This window comes from Gordonibacter faecis (assembly GCF_030077735.1).
Taxonomy (GTDB): Bacteria; Actinomycetota; Coriobacteriia; order Coriobacteriales; family Eggerthellaceae; genus Gordonibacter; species Gordonibacter faecis.
This window is the reverse complement of the sequence record NZ_JASJEU010000014.1, coordinates 1-24163: the sequence shown is the minus strand read 5'-3', so window position 1 is coordinate 24163 and position 24163 is coordinate 1. Positions and strand designations below refer to the sequence as shown.

Sequence of the window (24163 nt, the reverse complement as noted above, 5' to 3'; positions counted from 1 at the left end):
CGAGTAGGAAGAAAGGATAGATAAATGACTCGATACGTTATGGTCATCGACCAGCGTCGTTGCATCGGCTGTCACTCCTGCACGGTTGCTTGTCGTACGTGGAACAAGCTTCCACTTGACATTGTCTACAACCCCGTGGTCACCGAGGGCGCGCAGGGCACCTGGCCGAATGTTCACAAGAGCTGGACGCCGCTTCTGTGCATGCACTGCGCCAACCCCGAGTGCGTGCCGTGCTGCCCCTCCGGCGCCAGCCAGCAGGACGAAGACGGCACCGTATGGGTTGACCCCAAGAAGTGCCTGTCCTGCAAGGTGTGCGTAAACGCCTGCCCCTACGGCATGCGCGACGCATCCCACCTGGAGGATCGTATGCACCGCTTCGTGCGCAAGTGCACGTTCTGCCGCGACAAGCGTCAGCTGGATCCCTCTGCCGAGCCGTACTGCGTGCTTACCTGCCATCAGAAGGCGCGTATCTTTGGCGATTTGGACGATCCGAACAGCGAAGTGTCGAAGCTTATCGGTTCCGTGAAGACGGAGCGTCTCTTCGAAGAGTACGGCACTGAGCCGCAGATCTACTACATTCCTGAGTTGGGAGGTAAGGCATAATGAGGCATCATTACTGGGAACCGCCTATCGCCCTGTACCTGTTTTTGGGCGGTCTGGCAGGCGGCATCTTGTTCCTCTCCGCCATTTTCAACAGCTTCGTGATTTCGGGTTTTGCTGAGATTTTTGCGCTTCCCGTGCTCGTGTCGCTGGTGTGCGTGGCTATTGGTTGCGTGTTTCTGGTGGTCGACCTGGGCCAGCCGGGTGTGTTCTGGCGCGTGTGGACCACGTCGAAGTCCATCATCAAGTGGGGCGCGACGTTCCTCGTGATTGCTGCGGTGTTCGCCCTGCTGTTCTTCCTGGCGTTCATTGGCGACGCGTGGCCCGTGTTTGCTGGTCTGTCCGACTTCTTGAAGCCGGCGGCTGATGCATTCCTGATCATTGCTGGTTTCTTTGGTCTGTGCATCATGATGTACACCGGTATCATGCTGTCCACGCTGAAGGCGCATGCGTTCTGGGCTACCCCGGCGCTGCCTGTGCTGTTCACCATTTCGGCCATTTCGACGGGCTGCGCGGCTATCGTGCTATCCATCAACGGCTGGCCGGCCATCCCCACCATCGAGGGCATGCTGGTGTCCGAGATTGTGCTGGAGATCTTGCACGTGGTTGACATCGTGCTGGTGGTGGCTGAGCTCATTGTGCTGCTGACCATGGTGCTGTCCTTCCTGGGCGCTGGCAACGTGACGGCCAAGGCGGCCGCTCGTCGCTGGGTGCGCGGTTCCTACGCGCTGCCGTTCTGGGTTGGTATGGTGGGCTTCGGCCTGGTTATCCCGCTGATTATGTACATCGGCGGCGGCCACTCCGCTGCGGCCACCATTGTGGCTCCCATTCTGGTGCTGTGCGGCGGCTGCCTGCTGCGCTTCATGGTAGTCAACACCGACGACCGCGCCGAGATTCCGGGCGAGAACCGCTACTACAACCGTGTGGCGAAGAACGACGCCGAGTTCATTTCCAAGTGGACCTACGGCGACAACCAGTACTAAAGTGAGGGTGTAGGGAAGCCGCGCGGCACTTCGGTGTCGCGCGGGGTATGTGTGGCTGGGGCTGTAGCAAAGGCCCTTACCTGCCAGGTTGACCGTAGGGCAAGGGCTCTGCCCTTGCCGTCAACTACGTTTGACCTGGCAGGTTTATTCTTGCTGAGCGGCAAGGGTAGAACCCTTGCCCTACGGAATACCGCCCCTTTGCTGCACAGAGTGCGCCGTTCGCGCGCGAGCACCGATGGCCGAGTGGCTGGCTGGGGCGCTTGCGCGCGAGAGACGCACTGATGAGAGGCGCGGGCACACCGCGACAGACAGGGGAGACGTATGGACGAGTACGCATTTGATGACGTGCTGACCGGCGGCACCGTTACGTTTGCGGGCCTACGCTTGGGCGCGGCCGTGAGCGCGGGGGTGGATGCGGGTGCGCCGCGCAGGTGTGCGACGCTGTTCTTCCCGGGGTGTTCGCTGTTGAACTACGCGCTGCCGCTTGTGCAGTCGGTGTACGATCTGCTGCGTGAGGCGGACGTGGTGGAAGGCATTTCGCTTCTATGCTGCGGCAAGATTTTGTCGTTTGAGCCCGATGGGGCGAACGTGCGCGCGGCGTTTGAGGATGAACTGCGCGACCACGTGGCCGCTGCGGGCGTTGAGCGCATTGTGGCCGCGTGTCCGAACTGCGTGGCGGCGCTGAGCGCGGCGCTGGCCGCCGATGAGCGTACGGCGCACGTGCAGGTGGTAGCCCTGCCGGGCGAGTTGGCGAAGCTGGGGTATCGCATTGATGCCGAGGTGGCGCGGCGCATGCTGGGCGACGGGGTGAAGGCCTACGCAGCTGCGGGCTGTGGCGCGGGCGCTGCGGCGACGGCTGGCGATGACCTGAAGTTCTGCGTGCACGATTCCTGCCCTGACCGCGAGTCGGGTGCGTTTGCCGACGGCGTGCGTGCACTGTTGCCGCCTGAACTGGTGGTGGAGGCGGCGCACATTCGCAAGAAGTCATTCTGTTGTGGGTCGCTTCTGCGCGCGGCGGGCAAGTTCGATGCCGCCGACAAGCAGGCGCGCCGCCATGGCGAGGAAGCGGTCGAGGTGCAGGCGGCGGGCATCGTGACGGCGTGTGTGAGTTGCGCGTTTCAGCTGTCGATGGCGCAGACGGCCGTGCCGGTGTTTCACTACCTGGAGCTTCTGTACGACTGGCGCGTGGATTGGCGCGGGGCCGATCAGTACATGAAGCTGCGATTCTTGTTTGACGAGCCTGACGAGGCGGGGTCTGGGCGTGCGTATGCGGGCCTTGCTGGTGAGGCGGCTGACGCGGCCGGTGCGGCCGCAAAGGCCAATGGGGAAGGGGAGGCGCGATGACGCGCGAGACGAAGCGCACGAACTGCCACTACTGCGGCTACTGCTGTGCCTTTGTGGCCACGGTGGAGGACGGTCGCGTGGTTGACCTGGCGCCAGACCCAACGCGCTACCCCTACGACGAGCGCATCCTGGCGGGGTGTCGCCGCTGGCGCATGAACCTGGACGCGCTTGACGGCGCCGACCGCGTGAACTACCCCCTGCGGCGCGTGGGCGAGCGCGGCGCGAACGAGTGGGAGCGCGTGAGCTGGGACGAAGCGCTTGACGACATCGCCGCACGCCTGCGTGCGCTCGCGGACGAGCACGGCCCGGAGACGCTGGCGAGTGCCATCGGCGGCCCGCACGCGTCGTTCTGGCCGCTGCACCGCTTCATGAACCTGTTCGGCTCGCCCAACAATATGGGTATCGGGCAGATTTGCTGGAACCCGCGCATCTGGATGGACGCGCTTACGTTCGGCTGGACTGTTGAGGCCGACATCGCGCCCGGCGTGACGGAGTGCCTGTTCATTTGGGGTACGAACCCGGCGCAGTCGGACAACTCGGCGTTCTGGCGCTCCATCCTTCAGTTCTCGAAGTCCGACGCGGCGCTGGTGGTTATCGACCCACGGCGCACCCAGGTGGCTGCCGTGGCCGACCTCTGGCTGCCGGTGCGACCAGGCACCGACTGCACGCTGGCGCTGGGCCTTTTGCACGTCATCATCGAGGAAGACCTGGTTGATCGCGCGTTTGTGGACGCGTGGTGCCACGGCTTCGACGAATTGGCCGAACAGGTGAAGCCCTATACGCCCGCCCATGTGGCTGAGGTGTGCGGCGTCCCTGCCGACGATATCGTGCGTGCGGCGCGCCTATTTGGGCAGGCCGGCGCGGCGGCGCTCGTGTCGGGTCGCGGTGTCGACCAGGTGGGGGCGAACGTGGCGCCCACGCACCGCGCCATCTGCTGTTTGCGCGCCATCACGGGCAACGTGGACAAGCCTGGCTCGTGCGTACTGGCTGAATCTCCCGACTTCGTGTCCGAGATGGAATTGGAGATGACCGACGCGCTGGCCCCCGAGCACCGCGCCCGCTGCCTCAACACGCCTTTCACGCCGCTGCAGTGCTACGACGGCTACGAGCGCGCCCGCGCGCTCACCGAAAAGCTGGGGCGCACGCTTCCCGCGCGCTACCTAACCTCGGCGCTGCCGCACCTGGTGCTGCGCGCCATGGAAACGGGCGAGCCCTACCCGGTGCGCGCGCTCATCGTGAACGCCACGAACCCGCTGTTGACCTACGGTGACACTCATCGTGTGTTCAACGCGCTCATGGGCTTGGACTTGCTGGTGGTGCTCGACTACTATATGACACCCACGGCAAGCATCGCCGACTACGTGCTGCCCGCGGCCGGTGCCATTGAGCGGCCTGTCTTGCAGGTGCACGGTGGCGTGGCGAACATGGGCTACGGTGGGCCGGCGGCGGTGGAGCCCTACTACGAGCGCCGCTGCGACTACGACGTGTTCCGCGGCTTGGGCCTGCGCCTCGGCCAAGAGGACGCGTGGCCGGAAGAGACGCTGGCCGACGCCTTCGCCGCGCAGCTTGCCCGCACGGGGATGGACTGGGAAACGTTCTGCGAACTGGGCATTTACTGGCAGCCTCCCGCGTATGCGAAGCACGAACTGCCGGGTGTTGATGGTCGCCCGCAGGGGTTCGCCACCACGACAGGCAAGATTGAACTGGCGAGCGAGTTTTTGCCGACGCTGGGTGGTGCGCGCTTGCCCGAGCCGGCCGCGCCCATTACTTTGTGCTCGCCGGAATTGGTGGCGGAAGCGGAGCGCGCGGGCGGGGCGTACTTGCCGATGATCACTGGTTCGCGTAAGCAGCCCTACAACGCGTCGATGTACTTCAACAACCCGGCGTTCCGCGCCAAGTCGCCGCACCCGGTGGTGGAAATGAGCCCGGCTACGGCCGAGCGCTTGGGGTTTGCCCCCGGCGACCGCGTGGAAGTGCGCACCGACAAGGGCGCGGCGCGCTTTATACTAGCAACAGCAACGATGCGCGATGACTTGCTGAACGTGGACTACGGCTGGTGGCATCCCGAATGGGAACCCGGCGCGCCCGCGTTCGGCGGCATGTGGGAGTCGAACATCAACTGCCTCACCTCGTGCGAACCCGGCGAGCCGCTCATTGGCACCTGGTCGTACAACGCGATAGACTGCGTCATCTACAAAGTTGACGATCCGCTGAGCTGGGAAGAAGACAGCTGATGAGCCGCTGAGTGGGAGAGGGTGTGCGAAGAGTCAACCTGCGAGACCGCACAGGCACTGGGTGACGCTCAGTCGCTCGGACAGTCCTGAGCTCGCACGAAAGCGCCACTGGCGCTTTCGGCTCGTGCGAAACTCGCTTGGTGAGCATCACCCAGTGCCTGCGCTCGTTGCAGGTGGGAAGGTTCACTGGACTGGTGGGAACGTATTGCTGGGTTGGCGAACTTGGCCAGCACTGGCACTCTCGCGGCGAGAACCGTAGGGGCGATTCATGAATCGCCCTTTCGTGCGAAGCACGAACATGAAGTGGAACAAGCGGCCCTGAAGCCGCAGGAAGAGAAGGAGAAGTTTCGTGGCGGAGAAGAAGCAAGCATTGCTTTTATTTAGCAAGCCCCCGGTACCGGGAATGGTAAAGACGCGCCTCACCACAGAGTTCGGCGGATTCCTTACCCCCGAGCAGGCGGCCGAGTTCTTCAAGCGTAGCCTCTACGACGTGAGCGAGCTGGCTATGCACGCGCTCTACCAGCTGAAAGCCGAAAACGAGGCGCTCGTGGCATCCGACCCCACGGCAGACAAAATCACCTACGATTTCTTCGTCTGCACCACGCCGGCCGAGAACGTGCAAATCATGAAGGACACCTACGACGCCATCGGCCCCTGGCCCATGGAGATTCACTTCCTCACGGACAAGGGTTCCACGTTCGACGATCACTTCGACGACGCGTTCCAGCAGATTTTCGCCATGGGTTACGAGCATATCGTGTCCGTCGGCGGCGACATCCCCACCATGCCGAAGTCGCACATTGTGATGGCGTTCCAGTGGCTCGATTACTTCCAGTCGCTCGGCACGCCGGGCTTCGTGCAGGCGCCGTGCCAGGAATGCGGTACATCGCTCGTGGGCTTCAGCTACAACACACCCATGGATCACCAGGGCGTTTACTACAATCTAGACGGCCGTCCCGCGCTCGATGGCTACATGCAGAAGCTTGAGGAACGCAACGTTCCCTCGGCGTACCTGTCGCCTGTGGCTGACATCGACGAGAAGACCGACCTCGCGCACGCCATCTCGTGCATGCGCGCCATCAAGCAAGCGGCCGTGCACCAAAAGGAACTGTTTGTGCCTGAGCGCGTTCTGGCCTGGGTTGACTACATGGGCATCCAGGTGGTTACGCCCCCGAACGAGGAACACGACCCGCGTCAATACATCGACGAATAGCAGGTTGTAAAGAAGCCCCTTTAACCTGCCAGGTAGTCCGTGGATCTGCAACAACAGTTTCCTTTGTGGGTTGACCGTAGGGCAAGGGTTCTACCCTTGCCGTCAACTACGGAGGATTGGGTAGGTTTGGTGAGTGAGACAACAGAAGGCGTTATAAGGGAGAAGCCTGATGAGCGAGCTTGAAACAAAGGATGCGCGTACGTTGTTGCATAAGACGACGGCGCTGTGTCCGGATTGCCTGACGGAGTTGCCGGCTGAGGTGTACGCTGACGGCGACGGCGTGGTGTGGATGGAGCGCACGTGCTCTGACCACGGGCGCTTGGCGACGCGCATGTGGCCCGACGCCGAGCACTACCAGTGGCTGCGCTCGCTCGCGTTTCCGCCGACGGCTCCCGAGAACACCATCCCGGCCACGGCGCCGTGCCCGCACGGCTGCGGCACGTGCAGTCGCCACGTGCGGCGCGGCACGCTGTTGGAGATTGAGGTCACGCGCAACTGTAACCTGCACTGCCCCGTGTGCTTCATGAGCGCCGAGACGGGTGAGGGCGACCCCACGCTTGAGGAAATTAGCGCCATGTACGATACCATCGCGAACGCGGTGGGCATCGACGGCGCAGTGCAGATCACGGGCGGGGAACCTACCTGCCGCAAGGATTTGCCCGAGATTATCCGCATGGGTCGCCAGAAGGGCTTCTGGGGTATCGAGGTCAATACGAATGGCCTGGTCATCGCTGCGCGCGATGGCTACTTGGAGGAACTGGTGGCCGCGGGTCTCACCGGTGTGTATCTGTCCTTCGACGGCCTGACGGGTGACGTGTACGAGGCCACCTGCGGGCGCGACATTCTGGATGTGAAGCTGCGCGTGATTGAGCGCTGCCGCGAGGCGGGCATCCAGGTGGTGCTTTCCGTGGCCGTGGTGGCAGGTTCGAACGACAAGCAGCTGGGCGACCTGTTGCGCTTCTCGCTGGAGAACGCTGACGTGGTGGCGGGCCTTGCGCTGCAGCCGGCGTTCACGTCCGGGCGCTTCGACGCCGAGCGTGCCCTGCCCATGAGCGCGGGCGACGTGATCTTCCAGCTGGCCGAACAGTCCGACGGGCTCATTGAGCCGCGCGACATTTGGCCGCTCGGATGCTCGAACCCGCTCTGCGACACGGGTGTGTTCTTCGTCCATGGCGAGCCACCTGCGGGTATGATGCCGCACCCCTCGGGCTTCTACCCGGCCACGCGCGCGATGACGCTGGAGGAGTACCGCGAGGGCTACTCGCCTGACAGCCCTCAGGGGTCGGTGTTCCTCGATATTTTGGCGAAGAAGGGCGTCGAGGTGAAGAGCGGGCTGTCCGTGATCATCATGAACTACATGGACGCGGTGTCGATGGATACGCAGCGGCTGCGCGAATGCTCTATGATGGTGACGGTGCCTGACGGGCGCGCCATCCCGTTCTGCTCGTATCATTTGACGGATTCTGCGGGGAGACGTGTGTATCCGCCTTGGTGTAAGGAATCGCTGCGCTAGTGCGTTTGACCTGCGAGTGCTCAACCTGTGGAGCGCGGAGAATGCTCAGTCGTTCGGACATGTCGCGCTCAACCTGCGGGACGCGGGAGTGGCGGCAGTGCCCAGTCGCTCAAACAGTCCTCGCTGCGCTGCGGAACTCGCTTGGTGGACACCGCCGCCACTCCCGCTAGATGAAGCCTGTGGAACTGCGCGTGGCACGGCCGTTCGTCTGCGCATTCTTCGCTAGATTGGGTTGCCATCGCTTCGCTCGGCAACGATCGTGCAGTTCTTGGTTGGCGCGCGGATACTTGTGCTCCCGGCAGTCCTCCTGCGTGATGTGGGGGAACGGGCTGGCCTCTGATTGATGAGGGGTGTTCGCGCTTCGCGCGAATTGGGCGGGACGTTGTTGGGAGAGCCTGCTTAGGAAGAGGAAATTATGGCTGATTATCGAATCGTGAATGATCCTGATAGGTGTGTGGCTTGTGGGCTTTGTGTTGCGTTTTGTCCTTGCGAGGTGTTGGAGGCTGATGAGGACGGGCATCCGTTTGCGGCGCGGGTTGAGGACTGTGTGGGGTGTACTACCTGTTCAGGGAACTGTCCGCAGCGGGCGTTGTTGGTGGAGGCTATCGGGGATGCGGTGTATGATCCCTTCGCCGATGAGGCGCGGGCTGAGCCGATTTCTGATGAATTGCATAAGCAGTATGCCGAATGGCAGCGCATTATCATGGAGAAGTTGGGGCTGCGTTGGCAGCCGGTGGCGGTGAGTCTTATTGATAAGGACGAACTGCTGCCCGACGTTCCTATGCCGCCCGAGAATCAGCGTTTTTGTCAGGCGATGATGGCGGCGCGGCGCGGGGCTTCTATTCTTATGCCGCCGCATCGGCATTCGTGTCCGGACGGGACTTCCATCTTTGGTATGACGGGCGTGCCGGAGAAGTTGGCGACGGGCGAGATCTACGTGCTGTTCCATAAGGTGGTGAATGCGGAGGCGGCTGCGCGGATGGTGGCTGAGCGGCCGACGTTGCCGCCGAAGAGCAGGCGGGCTACCTACGTGGCGCCGCTGGCAAAGACGGTGCGTGAGCCTGAGGTGGTGGTCATCACGGGTACGCCTGAGCAGATGATGTGGCTGTGTATGTCCATGAGCTACTACTCGGGGCATCGTTTTGACTTCCACGCGAGTGGCTTTAACTCCATGTGCGTGGAGGCGGTGTTGTATCCGCTCACGGAGCAGGAGCCCAACATCACGTTCGGCTGCTACGGCTGCCGCGCGGCCACTGACCTGGGAGAAGACATGATGTTCATGGGCCTCCCCACCGACAAACTACCCATCGTAGCGCAAGGCCTCACCGAGTTGGCAAAGAAAGCCATCCCGGATTCCCGCATGAAGATTTACGTTCCACCCATCATGTAGGTTTGGGGTGGCAAAATTGTGAGATTGCCGTTTTTGCTGCACTTGTGCGATAGTGGCTTAAAGAGGCCTTGGGGGAGAAAGGTGTGTTATGGCTGGCGAATTGTTCCATCTTCGGGACCCGCGTCCGGAGGAAAAGGCGGTGCTTGATGCGTACGCGAACGCCGAGGGGATGGATGCCATTCCTTCTCTCGAAGGGGTGCGCGTGGCGGCTAATGAGGACGATGAAGTGGTGGGATTCATGCGCCTGGCGATTTCCGACGAGGACATCGCGTTCGTAAATCCCATCATCACGCATGAGACCTGGCGCGGCTTTGGCGTGGGGCGTGCGCTCATGGAGGAGGCGCTTGAGCGCTACGGCGAACTGCGTCTTGTGTCGCGCGGCGGCAGCATCCCGTTCTATCAGGCGCTCGGGTTCGAAGCCATCCCGTGGGAAGACATCGAAATGACCATGGTAGACGACTGCGACCACTGCGACATGCGCAAAGAATGCGGCCCATTGCCCATGGGCAAGAAGCTGGGCTAGACAACCAACACCCGCCTTCCACTGTACAAAAGGGAAAAGGCAGGGCCAATGTGAGAAGCGAAACCTATTCGGGGGCGGATGGTGCCCCCGTTTTTTTTTGCGGAGGCGATCCCTGATCGTACTCTGCGCTCTCCATACGTATACAGTGTAACTACCTGCGCTTTTCTTCAAATGAGTGAAAAACGCTGTCGTCTGATGTGCTCGGTCATGATTGAAGCTCGTTTGGAAAAGTTCTACTATAGGCGAACACGAGGGGGTAGCTGTCGGTAAAGGGAGCCGACAGCGGCCGTGCGGCCAAAAGGGGGTATATGGTCACTTCGCCTGAAAAAGAACTGCTCAATTCAATCGTACGTGCGAAGCTGACGCCGCCGATACTGCCGACTGGCTATGTGTGCAGGGAGCAGGTTTTCGAGAAACTGGACGTGTTCGCCCGTCAAAAGTTGACGCTTATTAGTGCGCCGCCGGGTTACGGGAAAACTGCTTTGCTGGTTAATTTCACTCAGCGTAAGGTGGCGGAGGGCTGCCTTGTGTCGTGGCTCACTGTTGACGCGGAAGATGCTGATCTTGCCCGCTTCTGGCGACATGTTGCTGCGGCTTTGGCATGTTTTGGACAGGAAGTTTCCACGCAGGTTGTTCCTCTGATGGCTGCCGCGTGGCAGGAAAAGGGCGCGGAACTGGATGAAAATGCCGTTGTTGAGATAGGAAATGCCCTGTTTGATTCCTTGCCGGCCGGTAAAGCGTGCTATCTGCTTGTCGATGATTACGGAAGTGCCGAGCATAGGGGGCTTGACGAGCGGCTGCTGAAACTCTGTGCCTCAGCCCCTTCCGATTTCCACGTGGTACTCGCCTCATCTGCGTTTTCCTGGGCTCTCCAGACTGATGTCTATCGGTTAGGGTACGGTTATTTGGGGACGGAAGACTTATCTTTGACGCTTCGCGAAGCCCGCTGCATGGCGGATGCGATGTGCGACGAACCACCGTCTGATGAGGCGCTTGCCCGAGCTCATGAGCTTGTTGAAGGATGGCCGCAGGGAATCAAGCTTGCAGCACGAACCCTGTCAGGCGCGCGCACTGCGGATGAGGTGCGGATTGACGGCGGCCTTCTGAATGTGCGGAGGTACTTTGAAGCACAAGTGGCGCGGTTGGTTACCGGAGACGTACTCTCATTTCTGTTTGAAATGTCGGTGCTGGAAACATTCAGCCGTCCTCTGTGCGAGGCAGTGTTTGGCGCGGGCTCAACGCAGGCGCTCTTAGATGAAATTATACGGCGCAACCTGTTCGTTGTGCCGTGCGATGAAGAGGGGATGTGGTTTCGGTTTAATCGCCTGTTTGCTGACTGGTTGCGCAATGAGTTGCTTCAACTGCGCAGGGAGGAAGTGCGTGAGCGCTGTTCACGGGCAAGTGAGTGGTTCCATGATTATGGAATGAAGGACGAGGCGGCAAAGTATTTGCTGCTGGCAAGCGATTTCGACTACGTGGCGAACCTCACCGAGGCAACGTGCTCGCTTTCGCGTCAAGACAAGCGCATTCCCTACCTGCTGTGGCTCTGTCGCATTCCCTCGGCCGAGTTTGCGGACTCACCTTTGTTGTGTATGTTGTCGGCGTGGTCATGTATTACGAATGCGCGTGTTGCCGATGCCCAAACGTGGATTGCTCGGTTTGAGTGCAGTATGGCGGAGCCAGAGCATGCTGGAAGTCTTGACGCGAGTATCGTCGAATTTTCGTCGAAGTGCCTCACAATGAAATGTATTGCTATGGAAGGCGACGGCAAGGAAGCGCTGGCGCGGTGTGACGAGTTACTGAATAGCGGCTATGAGATAAAGCCGTCGCTCATGAGTATGATCTACCAGTCGCTTGGTGAGTCGTATGAGCGCATCGGCGATATGGCTCAAGCGCAGGAAATATACCTTCAAGCGCAGGCGAGCGCCAGTGTGGATGCCACGATGCACCAACTGCTGTTCAACTCGTTCAACTTCGCTGAGGTACAGCATTGCTTTGGCGAACTTGACGAGGCGCGTGAAAGTTGTGAGAAACTGCTGCAAACGTGCCCCGCTGACTTTGCGCTTTACGGAGCAATCTGTGCTCTGTTGGCGCGCGTGCTGTTGGAGCGCAACGAACGCGACCGGGCTGCTGTACTTGTGGAGCGCTCGCTTAATCGCACGTCTCACTATCGACACATCGACATGTATCTTGAGGCCAAGATTGCCCAGGCGGGTTCCCTCGCCGCCGCGGGAAGTCTTTCTGAGGCCTATGAGGCCATTGTTGAGGGCATTCTTCACGGTGAACAGAAAGACGTTCCGCGCGCTGTGCTGTTGTTGGCTTACTTCCAGCAGGCGGAGATAGCTGCACGGCGAAAAAATCTCCGCGATTTGCTGGTGATTGAGAGAAAGTTTGCGGCACGGGTTCACGATGAGGATGTACACAGTCAGCTGCTGCTTTCGTTTGTGCGAGCGCTTGCCGCGCGCCAAGCAGGAGATGTCGCGGCAGCGCTTGAGACGCTTGATGCTTTGGTGGCGCGCGCTCGGGAGAACCGGTACGTGTGCATTGTGGTGAAGGCGCTCGTGGTTCAAGCGGTGGTCTTGGCTGAGCAGGGCGACGAGTCTCATGCCTATGCATCGTTGGGTGAGTTGCTGGGGCTTGCCAGCCGATTCGGGTTCGTCCGCAGCTTGCTTGATGCGGGGGAGCCAATGCGCGACCTTCTGCGCAACTACTCAACTACGCGTAAGGCGGGCGCTGTTGTGCGCTCCTACGTGAAGTCACTGCTTGTTGAATTTGAGCGAGAGCTTCCCACGGCACCGCCAGCCATCGATGGTTCGGGTTCGTTTGCCAACGATGGTCCCGATCCTCTCACGCCGCGAGAGTTGGAAATACTCAAGCTTCTCAATATGGGCCTCTCGCGCAAAGAGATAGCGGACACGCTCTGCATCAGCGTCAATACGGCGAAAAAGCACCTTGCAAACATCTACAGCAAGCTCGGCGTGGGTACTCGTGATGAGGCGTTGGGCAAATACACGGGCGACCACTTTGCGGGCAGTGTGCAGGTGAGCTCAGCCATCCGCTAATTGACGGGAGAGCCTTACCCCCTCTCTTACCCGCCGTAGTTACCCTTGCGTTCGGTCTTGCGAAGGTCATGAACAGGCCGCGAAACCTTCGTATCCTCTCCCTTAGACGCCCTCACGGGGTGTCGTGAAAAACGAGGAAAGGATTGCTATGTGTTTCAGACCGCCCGCGGCCGTTGAAGGCCCTGTTAACTGTCCATCCTGTGGTGCGGAGGTGCCCGCCTCATCCACCGCCTGCCCTCATTGTGGTTACACGGCACCTGCGCCGGCCGTGCGCGCTCCAGGTGCCCCGCCCACACCTCCGGCTCCCGGCGCTCCCGGTGCTGGCGCTGGCGCGCCTCCGCCTGCACCGCGTGTCTAGCTCAGGAGTAAGAGGCTTCGCGTTTGCTTGCAGAAGAGTGGAGGGTTCCGCACCTGTTGCGCGCGGTTCCTTACCCTCGCCGTTACCCTGGCTCATTACCCCGGCGTATCACCCCTGCGGAGCCACGCATTGGGGTCATGAAAACGGATATCGCCCTCAGTAGAGTGAAGCCAGAGGTCACACCAGCAGCAAGAGGAGAGAAAGGATACGCCATGTCTGAGAGCATGGTCGGCGTGCCGAATGACTACGTTGACGAGAAGGGCATTCGCTGGCGGCGTACGCGCTGCCATATGTGCCACATGAACTGCGGCATCTTTGCCGGCGTTGACACGACCACCGGTCGCTTGGTTGAACTGCGCCCCAACGACGATGAAGGTGCGGTGCTCTGCAACCGTTTGGGGGAGAAAGGCCAGCGCGCCATCAAGTTCCACTACCACCCTAAGCGCATCAATCACCCGCTCAAGCGTGCAGGTGAGCGCGGCGAAGATAAGTGGGAAGAAATTTCCTACGATCAGGCCATTAAAGAGATTGCGGAGAAACTGCAGGATCTGATTGACACGTACGGTCCCGAGACGCTTGTGTCATCTGAGGGTACGTACCGCTCCGATCACCTGTGGGCGCGTAGCCGCTTTACCAACCTGCTGGGCAACCCGGGTAACGTTATCGACCCCGGCACCATCTGCTGGTGCTGGAACTATTCGCTCAACATGGCCATGGTGGGCTGGCCTATCGAGTCCATGATGCCCGCCTCGCCGCAGCAGTCGCATACGATTGTGAACTGGGGAAAGCGTTGTTCGGAATCCTACGCTCCGGAGGCACCGCTCTGGCGTGTCATCAAGGGCCGCACAACCGTGAACGAAGAAGACCCAGCTCAACTCATTGTGGTGGACCCGGTGTGCATCAGTGAGGCTGGTCAGGCTGACCAGTGGTTGCAGCCCTATCCGAACACCGACTGCATCATCTGCTTGGCGTGGATCAACTACATCATTGCGAACAAGCTCTACGACGAAGACTTCCTCAAGTACTGGTCGAACGCCGTGTTCCTTGTCCGCATCGATACGGGCAAGCTCCTGCGAGCCGATGAGGTGGCGGACGACGGCCTGCACGAGGACTTCGTTGTGTGGGATCAGGCGAGCGGTGGCGTACTCACGTGGTGCTCCGACGAGAACCATTACCGCACTGCGGGGAAAGATGCTGTGGTGGATGCTGCTCTGTCCGGCACCTACACCGTGAGGCTGGTTGATGGCGCGCAGGTTGAATGCATGACTGCGTTTGATGCCATCGCAGCCCGCATGGAAGAGTACACACCTGAGCGTGCTGCCAAGGTGTCCGGCGTGCCTACGCGCAAGATTGAGGAAGCGGCTCGCCTGTACGCCACGAACGGACCTGCCTGTATCATCTGGGGTCTTGGCGGAGGCGATCAGCACGGCAACAACGCATCGAGTTTCGGTATAGCCAAAACCATTCTGCGCATTCTCACGGGCAATATCGACAATCCCGGTGGCGAGTTTGTTGGTCAACCTGCCGACCCCAACGGCGTGGGCAAGGAAAAACTCTACCCGGTGCGCGATGCCGAGATGGAACTGTCCCATTTGCAGGACCCGGAAAACCAGTCCAAATACATCGGCAACGATCGTTTCCGCGTGATGGCATGGCCCGGTTTCAAGATGATCGACAAGAACTATCGCAAAATGTATGACCTGCCGCGCCCCATGCTGCATCAGATGCTGTGCTCACCTTCGCTTGTGATGGACGCGATTATCGACGAAAAACCTTATCCCATCAAGGCCATGATTGCCTGGAGTTCGAACCCGCTCGCCTGGGCTCCCAACACCAAGAAGATGTACAAGGCCCTGAAGAAGCTGGAACTTTTGGTGGTATGTGAGTATTGGAAAACACCGACGGCGGCTCTTGCCGACTACATCATGCCCGCAGCGGACTGGATGGAGCGCCCCATGTGCACAACATCGGAGGACTCCATGGACTTCATCACCGTGGGTGATCGCGGTGTGGAACCCTTCGCCGAGCGCCACATGGATTACGACTTCTTCCGTGCCCTCGGGTGCGCCATGGGGCAGGAAGAACACTGGCCATGGGAGACCTATGAAGACGTTATCAAGTACCGTATTGCGCGCGTGCCTGGTCTCACGTACGAGAAGGTGGTGAACGACGGCACCTATTTCCCGTATCCCACCGAGTACTATAAGTACTCAAAGCGCCTGGAAAACGGCCAGATTTGCGGCTTCGCTACGAACTCACGCAAGGCGGAGATATACGCCTCGGTTATCGAGGATTTGGGGTATGACCCGTTGCCGGTGTATCGCGAGCCTGAATCGCCACTCGGTAATCCGGAAATGGCGAAGGAGTATCCACTACGCTTGACCACCGCTGGTCGCATCAGCCCGCTGTATCACTCGGAGATGCGTACACCTGGCCACGGCACGCGCACCGTCGCGCCATACCCGATGACCTGGATGCACTTCAATGATGCTCGCGCGCTCCATATCAAGGAAGGCGACTGGATCTGGATTGAAACGCCGATGGGTCGCATTCGCCAGAAGGCACACCTGGGCTGGGACATTCCAGAAGGCGTGGTGCAGGTGCCGCCCAGTTGGTGGTATCCCGAACTGCCCGCTGAAGAACCGTGGAGTCAGGGCGTATTCGATGCTGCCGCCAATGTACTTATCGATGATGATCCAGACAAGGCCGATCAGATGACGGCTACGTGGAACTGTCGCGGCCTTTTGTGCAAGGTATACCCGTGTATCGACCCGAACGATGGCGCAGATGACAGCGTGCCAGCCGACTGCTACGACGGCAAGCACAACACCACATGGGACCGCGCCTACCAGAATTTGGGCACGTGGGAGGTGAGGAAGTAAGCCGTGATTGTCAGTACGACCTCATGAGGGGTGTGCCCGCAGCTTCTCGCGGGCGCCGGGGATGTCCTATCAAGGCGGTTGCCTACGTTTATTGCGAACTGGTGAGATAGGTCACCCGACAGATAATTTCGGTGGCCCGGTCGGCCCATCGGAGGGTTGTGATGGGTCGATCAGGCCAGGAAAAAAGGAGAGGGCAAAATGAGGGAACGAACTTCTTTCAAGGTAGGCATGGTTGGAATAGCCGTGCTCATTGTGTTAGCAGCGTTTTTTATTCCCAATCCGGAGGGTCTTGCGTTTGAGGGTAAGATGATGCTCGGCATTCTTGTTGCGTGCATCGTTTTGTGGATTACCGAGGCCATTCCCATCGTTATTACCGCTTGGCTGTTCGCGGCGGCGGTACCTATCATGGGCATACTAACGCCAGGGGAGACCTGGGCTCAAGGCGTGAGTGTGGCTATGGTTCTGTGTTTGTCCTGCTTTGCGTTGGCGTTGTTTGTGCAGTATTCAACCATTTCGCTTCGTATCATCGCCTTTGTTCTTAAGTGGGCGAAGAATGATTCCAAGAAGGCACTTGCTGGGTTAATGGTGGCTACGGCAATTCTTTCTATGATCATTGACGATTTGGTGCTGGTCTTGATGATGCTTCCCTTCGCTTATAAGATCCTTGATGAGAACGGCACGCCGTGGGGAGACAAATCCAATTTGGCTAAGGCTCTCGTTCTGGGCATTGCGTTCGCATCCTATATCGGCGGCTGGATCACGCCTGTTGGCAGCGTGGTGAACATCCTGGCCATGGGCTTTGCCGAGCAGTCTTTGGGTGTTACCGTTACCTTTGCTAACTGGATGATTCTTGGCTTCATCATGAACATTGTTATTCTTCCCGTGTCCTGGTTTGCGCTCGTTAAGATTTTCAAACCGGAGCCTATCAGCGACGATGCGCTTGAGCGTATTCGGGAAGAGCGCGCTTCTCTTCCTGGGTTCACCAAGGATGAGATTTGGGGCATGCTTATCATCGTTGGTACGCTGGCTCTGTGGCTTGCGGGTTCGTGGGTTCCCGCTCTGGACGCCGTGGTGGTAGGCCTTGTTGCTCTGGGTCTGCTCTTCCTACCTCCGTTCAAATGCGTTTCTTTCAAGCGGTATGTAGACGAAAGCCCGTGGCAAGTGGTGATGCTGAACTGGGCCGTTGGTTGCTTTGTGGCGGGCATGATAGCGACTGGTGCCATGACCTGGCTAGTCAACGCTGTCTTTGGACCGATGAGCGCGCTCCCCGTGATTGGTGTCATGCTGCTCGTGGCCATATTCGCCTGCGTATTCCATAACATTCTCCCTGCTGGCGCAGCTGTTGCTGGACTTATTACCATTCCCATCTGCGGATTGGTTGCCAGTGTGGGTGGCAATATCACCGCCGCCATCTTCATGTGCGCCGTGTTCTCCTCTGCAGCATTCTTACTGCCGCTGGACTTGGTGGTATATGTCGCGTATTCGAGCGAGCGAAAGTACTTTGCGCCGATTGACGAACTCAAGGTTGGTTGGGTACCCAGCATCGCTGCTGTCGCAATGGTGTCGTTGGTTATTCCTGCCGTGTGTGCCGTGATGGGTTTGGCGTAACCGCGCCGGCAACAACGAAGCTATGGGAGCGTATGGGCCTCCAGCGGGATTCTATCGGAATGAGCATCGCGTGCGCATTGACCCGCTGCTGTGTACGGCTTGCATGAAATGCGCGCAGGCGTGTCCGCAGCATGATGTGATTGGTGTGGTCAAGGTTAACGGCACGCCGTTTATGGAAGTGAGGCATGTCGAAAACTGCGTGGGCTGCGGCCGGTGCGTGAATGCTTGCCTCACCAACGCGATTGGTCTGTACCTGGTGTAGCGCACCTGAACGTGCGGTGGCCTCCTTTTCCCACCCCCTGGAAGAGGAGGCCATCAAATCTAGACGAAAGGAATTGGCATGATAGCAGACGAGTATTTAAGTGGCGTTGATCTCGCATCCGATATCAAGGCAAAAAAGGTATCTCCGGTTGAGGTTATGGAAGAGTGCGTCGCGTCCATTGAGGCGCGTAATCCTTCGCTTAACGCTTTCACCTATACGGCGTTTGATGAGGCGCGCGAAAAGGCTGCCGAGGCAGAGAAGGCTCTCATGCATGGCGATGCTCACGGTGCGTTCTTTGGAGTGCCCACTGCGGCGAAGGATTTTTTGCCTGGCGTTCCCGGATGGCCGGGAACCACGGGGGGCGTGAAGGCGCTTGCTCACATGAAGGATGACGGTTACGGCTGCTACACCAAGGCGATGGTAGACGAAGGGGCCATCCTGGTGGGTAAGACTAATGCGCCGTCGTTCGCCTTCCGCGGCACCTGCGACAACAAGCTGTTCGGAGCCACGAGCACGCCGTTCAAGGTGGGCTTTAACTCGGGTGGTTCTTCGGGCGGTTCGGCAGCCGCGGTAGGCGACGGCATGCTCCTTGTGGCGGAAGGCACCGACGGCGGCGGATCTATCCGTATTCCTGCGGCATGGTGTGGCTGCTACGGCTATAAGGCATCAGTCGGTACTATTCCCGCGCCCGTGAGGCCAAACGCATTTTCGCTTACGCATCCCTACACGTGGGATGGGTCTATCAGCCGCACGGTAAAGGATGCAGCTCATGCGCTCCAGGCCATGGCATGTTTCGACCCGTTTGATCCGGTGAGCATCGATTGGGGTGAGCGCAACTTTATCGCTGCGCTTGAGAAGCCGCTTTCGGGCTGGCGCGTTGGGTTCACTCCGGACTTCGGCATCTTTCCAGTTGACCCTGAGATTAAAGCTTTGGTAGCTGCTGCGGCGCAGCGTTTTGAGGAAGCTGGCGCTCAGGTGGAGCCGGTGGAATTTGGCCTCGCGCGTTCGCATTTTGAACTTGCCGAGGCGTGGTGTCGTCTCATCTCTATTTCAGGCATGGAGTCGGTGGAAGCACTCAAGAATAGTGGCATTGATCTGCTGAAAGACCATGCTGACGATCTACCGTCCGAGTTTGTGTATTGGATCAATGATACGTACCGGCGCAATTACGTCGACTACAACGCCGATGATGTCGTGCGCACTGAAATTTACGATGCATTGCAGACAGCGTTCCAGACCTACGATCTTATTATTTCGCCAGTTACGGCATGCCATCCTGTGCCTAACGTTCCGGGCGGTTGTACGGCGGGTCCCGCCGAACTTGCCGGAGAGCGCGTCGAGCCGATCATCGGATGGTGCCTTACCTACTTCTGTAACTTTACCGGACATCCGGCAGCTTCCATTCCCGTTGGCCTTTCGAAGGACGGATTCCCGGTAGGCATGCAGATCATCGGACGTCGCTGGGCTGACGAAGATGTGCTGGCAGCAAGTGCGGCATTCGAGCGCCTGCAGCCATGGGCTGATCTCTACCGAATCACGGCTGAACGCGACCTGGGATAGGGCTGGCGAAAGCTACGCAGACGCTTCGGGAGGGAGCATCTGCGGCTGAAATAAAGAAAGAGGAATAAGCATGTCAGAGAGAACAGTTGATAAGTCGGTCGTCAAGTGTCTGGGGTTCTGTGGGTTCGGCATGGGCTCGAACATCACCGAGGTTGACGTGGTGGACGGGCGCGTGGCGCGTATCCGACCGCTGCACTACGACCAGTTGTACACGCCCGAGGAGCTGAACGCGTGGAAGATTGAAGCACGCGGGCATGTGTTTGAGCCCGGCATGAAAAGCTACCCGCCGCCGCTGTCGGTGGCGTACAAGACGCGCACCTATTCGCCGAACCGCATCCCTTACCCGCTCAAGCGCGTGGACTGGGACCCAAACGGCGAGCGCAACACACAAAACCGCGGCACGTCGAAATACGCGCGTATTTCGTGGGATGAGGCGTGCGATCTCATCGCTGCCGAGATAAAGCGCATCCAAGAAGAAGCCGGACCCTTCTCCATCCTGGCGCAATCTGACGGTCACGGTGAGACGAAGAATGTGCACGCCGCTCACGGTTGCCAGACGAACCTGCTGAACCTGACGGGTGGTTTCCTCAAGCAGGCGCGCCAGCCCGACAGCTGGGAGGGTTGGTACTGGGGCGCGAAACACGCCTGGGGTATGGATCCGGTAGGTATGCAGACCATTACAACAAACGTCGTCAAGGACATTTCCGAGAACGGTGATGCCGTGTTCTATTGGGGCGCCGATCCCGAGACCACGCCGTGGGGCTGGGGTGGCCAGATGGCGAGCCGCCTGTGCTACTGGTTCAATGAGATTGGCGTGCTGTCGGTGTTCGTGGCACCTGACTGTAACTATGCTGCCGCTGTGCATGCCGACAAGTGGATACCCGTGCTGCCGAACACCGACGTGGCGCTGCAGCTGGCCATCGCCTATGTATGGATGACCGAGGGCACCTACGAGAAGGAGTACCTGGATACGCACGCCGTGGGCTTCGACTGGTTCGAGTACTACGTGCTGGGCCACGAGGATGGCATGCCAAAGACGCCTGAGTGGGCGGCCGAACGCTGCGGCGTGCCGGACTACCGCATCAAGGCGCTCGCGCGCTACTGGGCGAAGCATAAGGTGTCCATCGCACACTGCAACGGAGGCGGCTACATTCGAGCGGCGTTCGCGCATGAGCCGGCACGCATGGAAGTGTATTTGCTTGGCATGCGTGGGGTAGGGCAGCCCGGCGTGAATCAGTTCCAGATGATTGAATGGCAGCTCATGGACGTGAAGACGCTCAACCCGTTGCCATCATGCAGTGTGCTGCCCTCATCCGAGGGCGCCTACCGCGGTGCCACTATGGACCTGAGCGAACCGTTCATTCCCAAGACCATGATCCACAAAGCCATCACCGAGCCATCTATCGAGTGGCATGGGCACGTTATTGCCGGCATCGACCGTGCTGATCAACTGATTCCCTTTACGTATGCGCCTGAGCCGGGTAAAGGCATTCGCATGATCTGGTCCGATTCCCCCTGTTGGTCCACCTGCTGGAACGGCGGCCATGAATTCCAGGATGCGCTGCGCCATCCGAACCTTGAGTTCGTGCTCGTGCAGCACCCCTGGATGGAGAACGACTGCCTGTTCGCCGACATTATCCTGCCCACTTCCACCACCCTCGAATTGGAAGACTTCAATGTGGATGTGCGCAACGGCCAGTGGAATGCCATCGCTTACGAGGGGCAGGCTGTTGACCCGGTAGGTGACGTGCGCACCGACTACGAGGCGGTGGGCGAGGTGGCTCGTGCCCTTGAACGGCTGGGTGGCATCTACGAAAATCTCTATGAGCGCTATACCTGCGGTAATGAGGTTATCGACTGGATAGAGAAGGGCTTTCGTGAGTGTGGCATGGAGGACGGCGACACGGCTGATTTCGACCAGTTCCTTGAGAATCGCTTCATGCTGTTCCCGACGGAAGAAGACTGGGATGCAAAGCCAGCGGGTCTCATTGGCTTTTATGAGGACCCGGAGAACAACCCGCTGCTCACGCCTTCGGGCAAGATTGAATACTATTCCACAACGTTGGCGGAAACGTTCCCTGATGATCATGTGCGTGGCCCGGTAGCTCACTGGATTGAGAAGGGCGACGGTCACGACGACCGCATCTCCAGCGAGCGTGCGAAGGAGTATCCGTATTTGCTGGTGACGAACCATCCGCGCTGGCGCGTGCACGCGAATCATGATGACGTGCCCTGGTTCCGCGAACTGGCCACGTGTAAGGTAGTAGGCCCTGATGGGTATGGCTACGAGCCGTTGTACGTGAATCCCGTTGACGCCGAGAAGCTGGGCCTAGCGGACGGCGACATCGCTGGTATCTACAACGAGCGCGGCATGGTGCTGGGCGGCGTGGTGCTGTCCGAGCGCATTATGCCGGGAGCGGTGTCGCAGGACCATGGTGCGCGCTGCGATAGCATTGTGGTGGGTATGGGCGGTCTCGATCGCGGCGGGGCAAACAACCTCATTTGCCCTTCGGCCACTACTTCGAAAAACGCAGCGGGCGAGGTGACGAACAGCTTCCTTGTGGGTGTGAAGAAAGTTGATGTGTTTGAGCTCGCTGAGCGCTATCCCGAGGCGTTCGCGCGTTCTTACGATGCGGAGTGCGGTCGAGTGCTGGACAGTCTGATTGTGGAGGAGTAGCCATGAAGGCGTTTTTGATAGATGTTGCTAAGTGTAACGGGTGCCACAATTGCCAGATTGCCTGCAAGGATGAACACTGCGGTACTGAGTGGATGCCCTATGCGGCCGATCAGCCCATGACGGGGCAGTTTTGGTGCAAGGTTGACGAGCAGGTGCGCGGCAGTGTGCCAGTGGTGCGTGTAACCTACACGCCGCTTCTGTGCGGTCACTGCGATGACGCGCCCTGTTTGGCTGTTGCTCAGGACGGCGCGGTGTACCGTCGTGATGACGGACTGGTAGTGATTGACCCTGCGAAGGCAAAGGGTCAGCGCGCCATCATGGACGCCTGCCCACTGGGTGCGGTGTACTGGAATGATGAACTGAATATTCCGCAAAAGTGCACGGGGTGTGCTCACCTGTTAGACGATGGCTGGGTCGAGCCGCGTTGTGTGGATGCTTGCCCGACTGGTGCGCTCTCGTTCGGCGAAGAGGAAGAACTCGATCTCGCTGGTGCAGAACCGCTTGAGGCACTGGTTGGTCTGGGTTCGCATGCGTGGTATAAAAATGTGCCGAAGCGCTTCGTGGCCGGCTGCCTCGTGGACTTCAAGACCCGCGAAGTGGCGATTGGGGCGAAGGTGGCGCTTGTGAGCGCCGCGGGAGTTGAGGTGGCGAGCGGGGAAACTGACGACTTCGGTGATTTCCTGTTTGACCAGGTGGATGCTGCGGTTTATACGGTGCGCATCGCAGTTGAGGGAAAGACGCTCGAATTTGAGGCGGATGCGAGTGAGCGGGATGTCAATTTGGGAGACCTTGCGCTTGCCTGATGGTTTTGTTGCCCCTCGCAAGGCGCACGTGAGAAGTTGAAGATCCTGCACGTCACGGCTTTGTGGAAAATATTTCCGGCTGATGGCGTGCAGGATCCCGTTTGATGTATGTCTGTTGTGGTGTGCTAGTGCGAGCACATGGGGGTTTCGGGGAGTTCGATGCCGAGGGCGTCGGCGGCATCGGAGCGCAGTTCTTCCAAGGTGAGCTCGTAGCACGCGAGTGCGTCGATCCAGCGGCGGAGGCAGTTGCGACCCTTGTCGGTGAGGGTGAACAGGCGTTTCGCCGAGCCTTCCTCGGGGGTGTCCCATACGGAGGTCACCAGTTCGGCTTCCTCCATGCGCTTGAGGGCGCGGTAGATGCCGGTGGCGTCGGGCTTCTTGCCGCCGAACATGGGGGACTGCGCCGCTTGCTGCACAATGACGTAGCCGTGCAGCGGCGCCTCGGAGCGGGCGAGCAGCGTGAGGATGGTGGGTTGCGACAGCCGGTTGAGCGATTTTCCCAGCTCAGCGCACTCCTGCAGATCGGCGTCGGACTTGGGATGGCAGCTGCTCCACATGGGCGGTTCCTCTTTCTCTTCTTCACGGTCGCCCATGCGCAAGCCGATGGTGGCACGCGCAGGCGCTGGCCTGCAGTAAAATATGCAAACACTATCATCTCATAACTATTTGCAGATTGCTACTAGTGAGAATCTGAAAATAGTAGCCCACCCGCCAACCACCGTTCCCAACCAACCGCTCGCACCGCCCGCGTCAAAAAAAGTGACGCACTGCGCACTCCCGATTACGCCAAGAGATAAAGTCCTCCCTACAATTATGATGCGGGCGCTTTCCTGTATATATAACTAAAAAGATAATAATAGTCGGGCGATTCACGAATCGCCCTTTCGCACGAAGCGCGAAAACGCAGTTCGCGGATGGGTTTTCGCCTCCGGTGGAACGGGTCATCCGTGAATCGCCCCACAAAAAGGTGACGCGCTTCGCGCTGGCTATTACGCCACGAGGTGACCAACTTCCCTCGCTTCATGACGCGGGCTGATTGTCGCAACTCTCTGTCATCCTGAGCGGAGCGCCGTAAGGCGCGGAGTCGAAGGATCCCGTGCGGCGTCAGTAGGAAATCTCCCAGCTATCGCCGCGCGGGATCCTTCGACTCC

General features: G+C 59.5%; 17 protein-coding genes. 16 read left to right on the top strand and 1 reads right to left on the bottom strand.

Features of this window, described 5'->3' with window-relative positions:
• Nucleotides 1-24: 24 nt before the first annotated feature.
• From QNJ86_RS07865 to QNJ86_RS07795, 16 genes are all read left to right on the top strand, one after another.
• A complete protein-coding gene (locus tag QNJ86_RS07865) occupies nt 25-603 on the top strand; it encodes a 4Fe-4S dicluster domain-containing protein (RefSeq protein WP_283832059.1) in 579 nt (192 codons plus the stop codon).
• Nucleotides 603-1583, top strand: coding sequence for an NrfD/PsrC family molybdoenzyme membrane anchor subunit (gene nrfD, locus QNJ86_RS07860; RefSeq protein ID WP_283832058.1), 981 nt, complete (start codon nt 603-605; stop codon nt 1581-1583). The genes QNJ86_RS07865 and nrfD overlap by 1 nt, the downstream gene beginning before the upstream one ends.
• Nucleotides 1584-1904: 321 nt before the next feature.
• On the top strand, nt 1905-2927 hold the full coding sequence (locus QNJ86_RS07855) for a heterodisulfide reductase-related iron-sulfur binding cluster (protein ID WP_283832057.1): 1023 nt from the start codon (nt 1905-1907) through the stop codon (nt 2925-2927).
• On the top strand, nt 2924-5161 hold the full coding sequence (locus tag QNJ86_RS07850; RefSeq protein ID WP_283832056.1) for a molybdopterin-containing oxidoreductase family protein: 2238 nt from the start codon (nt 2924-2926) through the stop codon (nt 5159-5161). The genes QNJ86_RS07855 and QNJ86_RS07850 overlap by 4 nt, the downstream gene beginning before the upstream one ends.
• A gap of 349 nt (nt 5162-5510) precedes the next feature.
• A complete protein-coding gene (locus QNJ86_RS07845; protein ID WP_283832055.1) occupies nt 5511-6374 on the top strand; it encodes a TIGR04282 family arsenosugar biosynthesis glycosyltransferase in 864 nt (287 codons plus the stop codon).
• Between the two features lie 169 nt (nt 6375-6543).
• Nucleotides 6544-7887 (top strand): radical SAM protein, encoded by a 1344-nt coding sequence (locus QNJ86_RS07840; RefSeq protein ID WP_283832054.1) that lies wholly within the window; start codon nt 6544-6546, stop codon nt 7885-7887.
• 415 nt (nt 7888-8302) lie between these two features.
• Complete coding sequence (locus QNJ86_RS07835; protein ID WP_283832053.1) at nt 8303-9277, top strand: DUF169 domain-containing protein; 975 nt, start codon at nt 8303-8305, stop codon at nt 9275-9277.
• A gap of 88 nt (nt 9278-9365) precedes the next feature.
• On the top strand, nt 9366-9800 hold the full coding sequence (locus tag QNJ86_RS07830) for a GNAT family N-acetyltransferase (protein WP_283832052.1): 435 nt from the start codon (nt 9366-9368) through the stop codon (nt 9798-9800).
• Between the two features lie 308 nt (nt 9801-10108).
• Nucleotides 10109-12862 carry a winged helix-turn-helix domain-containing protein gene (locus QNJ86_RS07825; protein ID WP_283832051.1) on the top strand — a complete coding sequence of 918 codons (2754 nt, stop codon included), beginning with the start codon at nt 10109-10111 and terminating at the stop codon, nt 12860-12862.
• A 148-nt stretch (nt 12863-13010) separates the two neighbouring features.
• On the top strand, nt 13011-13220 hold the full coding sequence (locus tag QNJ86_RS13905; RefSeq protein ID WP_365994700.1) for a zinc ribbon domain-containing protein: 210 nt from the start codon (nt 13011-13013) through the stop codon (nt 13218-13220).
• Nucleotides 13221-13432: 212 nt separating this feature from the next.
• The gene (locus tag QNJ86_RS07820; protein WP_283832050.1) at nt 13433-16102 is read left to right on the top strand and encodes a molybdopterin-containing oxidoreductase family protein; all 2670 of its coding nucleotides are present in this window, start codon (nt 13433-13435) and stop codon (nt 16100-16102) included.
• A 198-nt stretch (nt 16103-16300) separates the two neighbouring features.
• Nucleotides 16301-17710, top strand: a complete 1410-nt coding sequence (locus QNJ86_RS07815) for an SLC13 family permease (RefSeq protein WP_283832049.1) — start codon at nt 16301-16303, stop codon at nt 17708-17710.
• Nucleotides 17711-17780: 70 nt separating this feature from the next.
• The gene (locus tag QNJ86_RS07810; RefSeq protein ID WP_283832048.1) at nt 17781-17972 is read left to right on the top strand and encodes a 4Fe-4S dicluster domain-containing protein; all 192 of its coding nucleotides are present in this window, start codon (nt 17781-17783) and stop codon (nt 17970-17972) included.
• A gap of 78 nt (nt 17973-18050) precedes the next feature.
• Entirely contained in the window at nt 18051-19532 is a 1482-nt protein-coding gene (locus QNJ86_RS07805) for an amidase (protein WP_283832047.1), read from the top strand.
• 70 nt (nt 19533-19602) lie between these two features.
• Nucleotides 19603-22209, top strand: a complete 2607-nt coding sequence (locus QNJ86_RS07800) for a molybdopterin-dependent oxidoreductase (protein ID WP_283832046.1) — start codon at nt 19603-19605, stop codon at nt 22207-22209.
• A gap of 2 nt (nt 22210-22211) precedes the next feature.
• Nucleotides 22212-23012, top strand: coding sequence for a 4Fe-4S dicluster domain-containing protein (locus tag QNJ86_RS07795; protein WP_283832045.1), 801 nt, complete (start codon nt 22212-22214; stop codon nt 23010-23012).
• Between the two features lie 125 nt (nt 23013-23137).
• Here the strand turns inward: QNJ86_RS07795 and QNJ86_RS07790 are convergent, their stop codons facing one another.
• Nucleotides 23138-23569 (bottom strand): PadR family transcriptional regulator, encoded by a 432-nt coding sequence (locus tag QNJ86_RS07790; RefSeq protein WP_283832044.1) that lies wholly within the window; start codon nt 23567-23569, stop codon nt 23138-23140.
• Between the last annotated feature and the right edge of the window lie 594 nt (nt 23570-24163).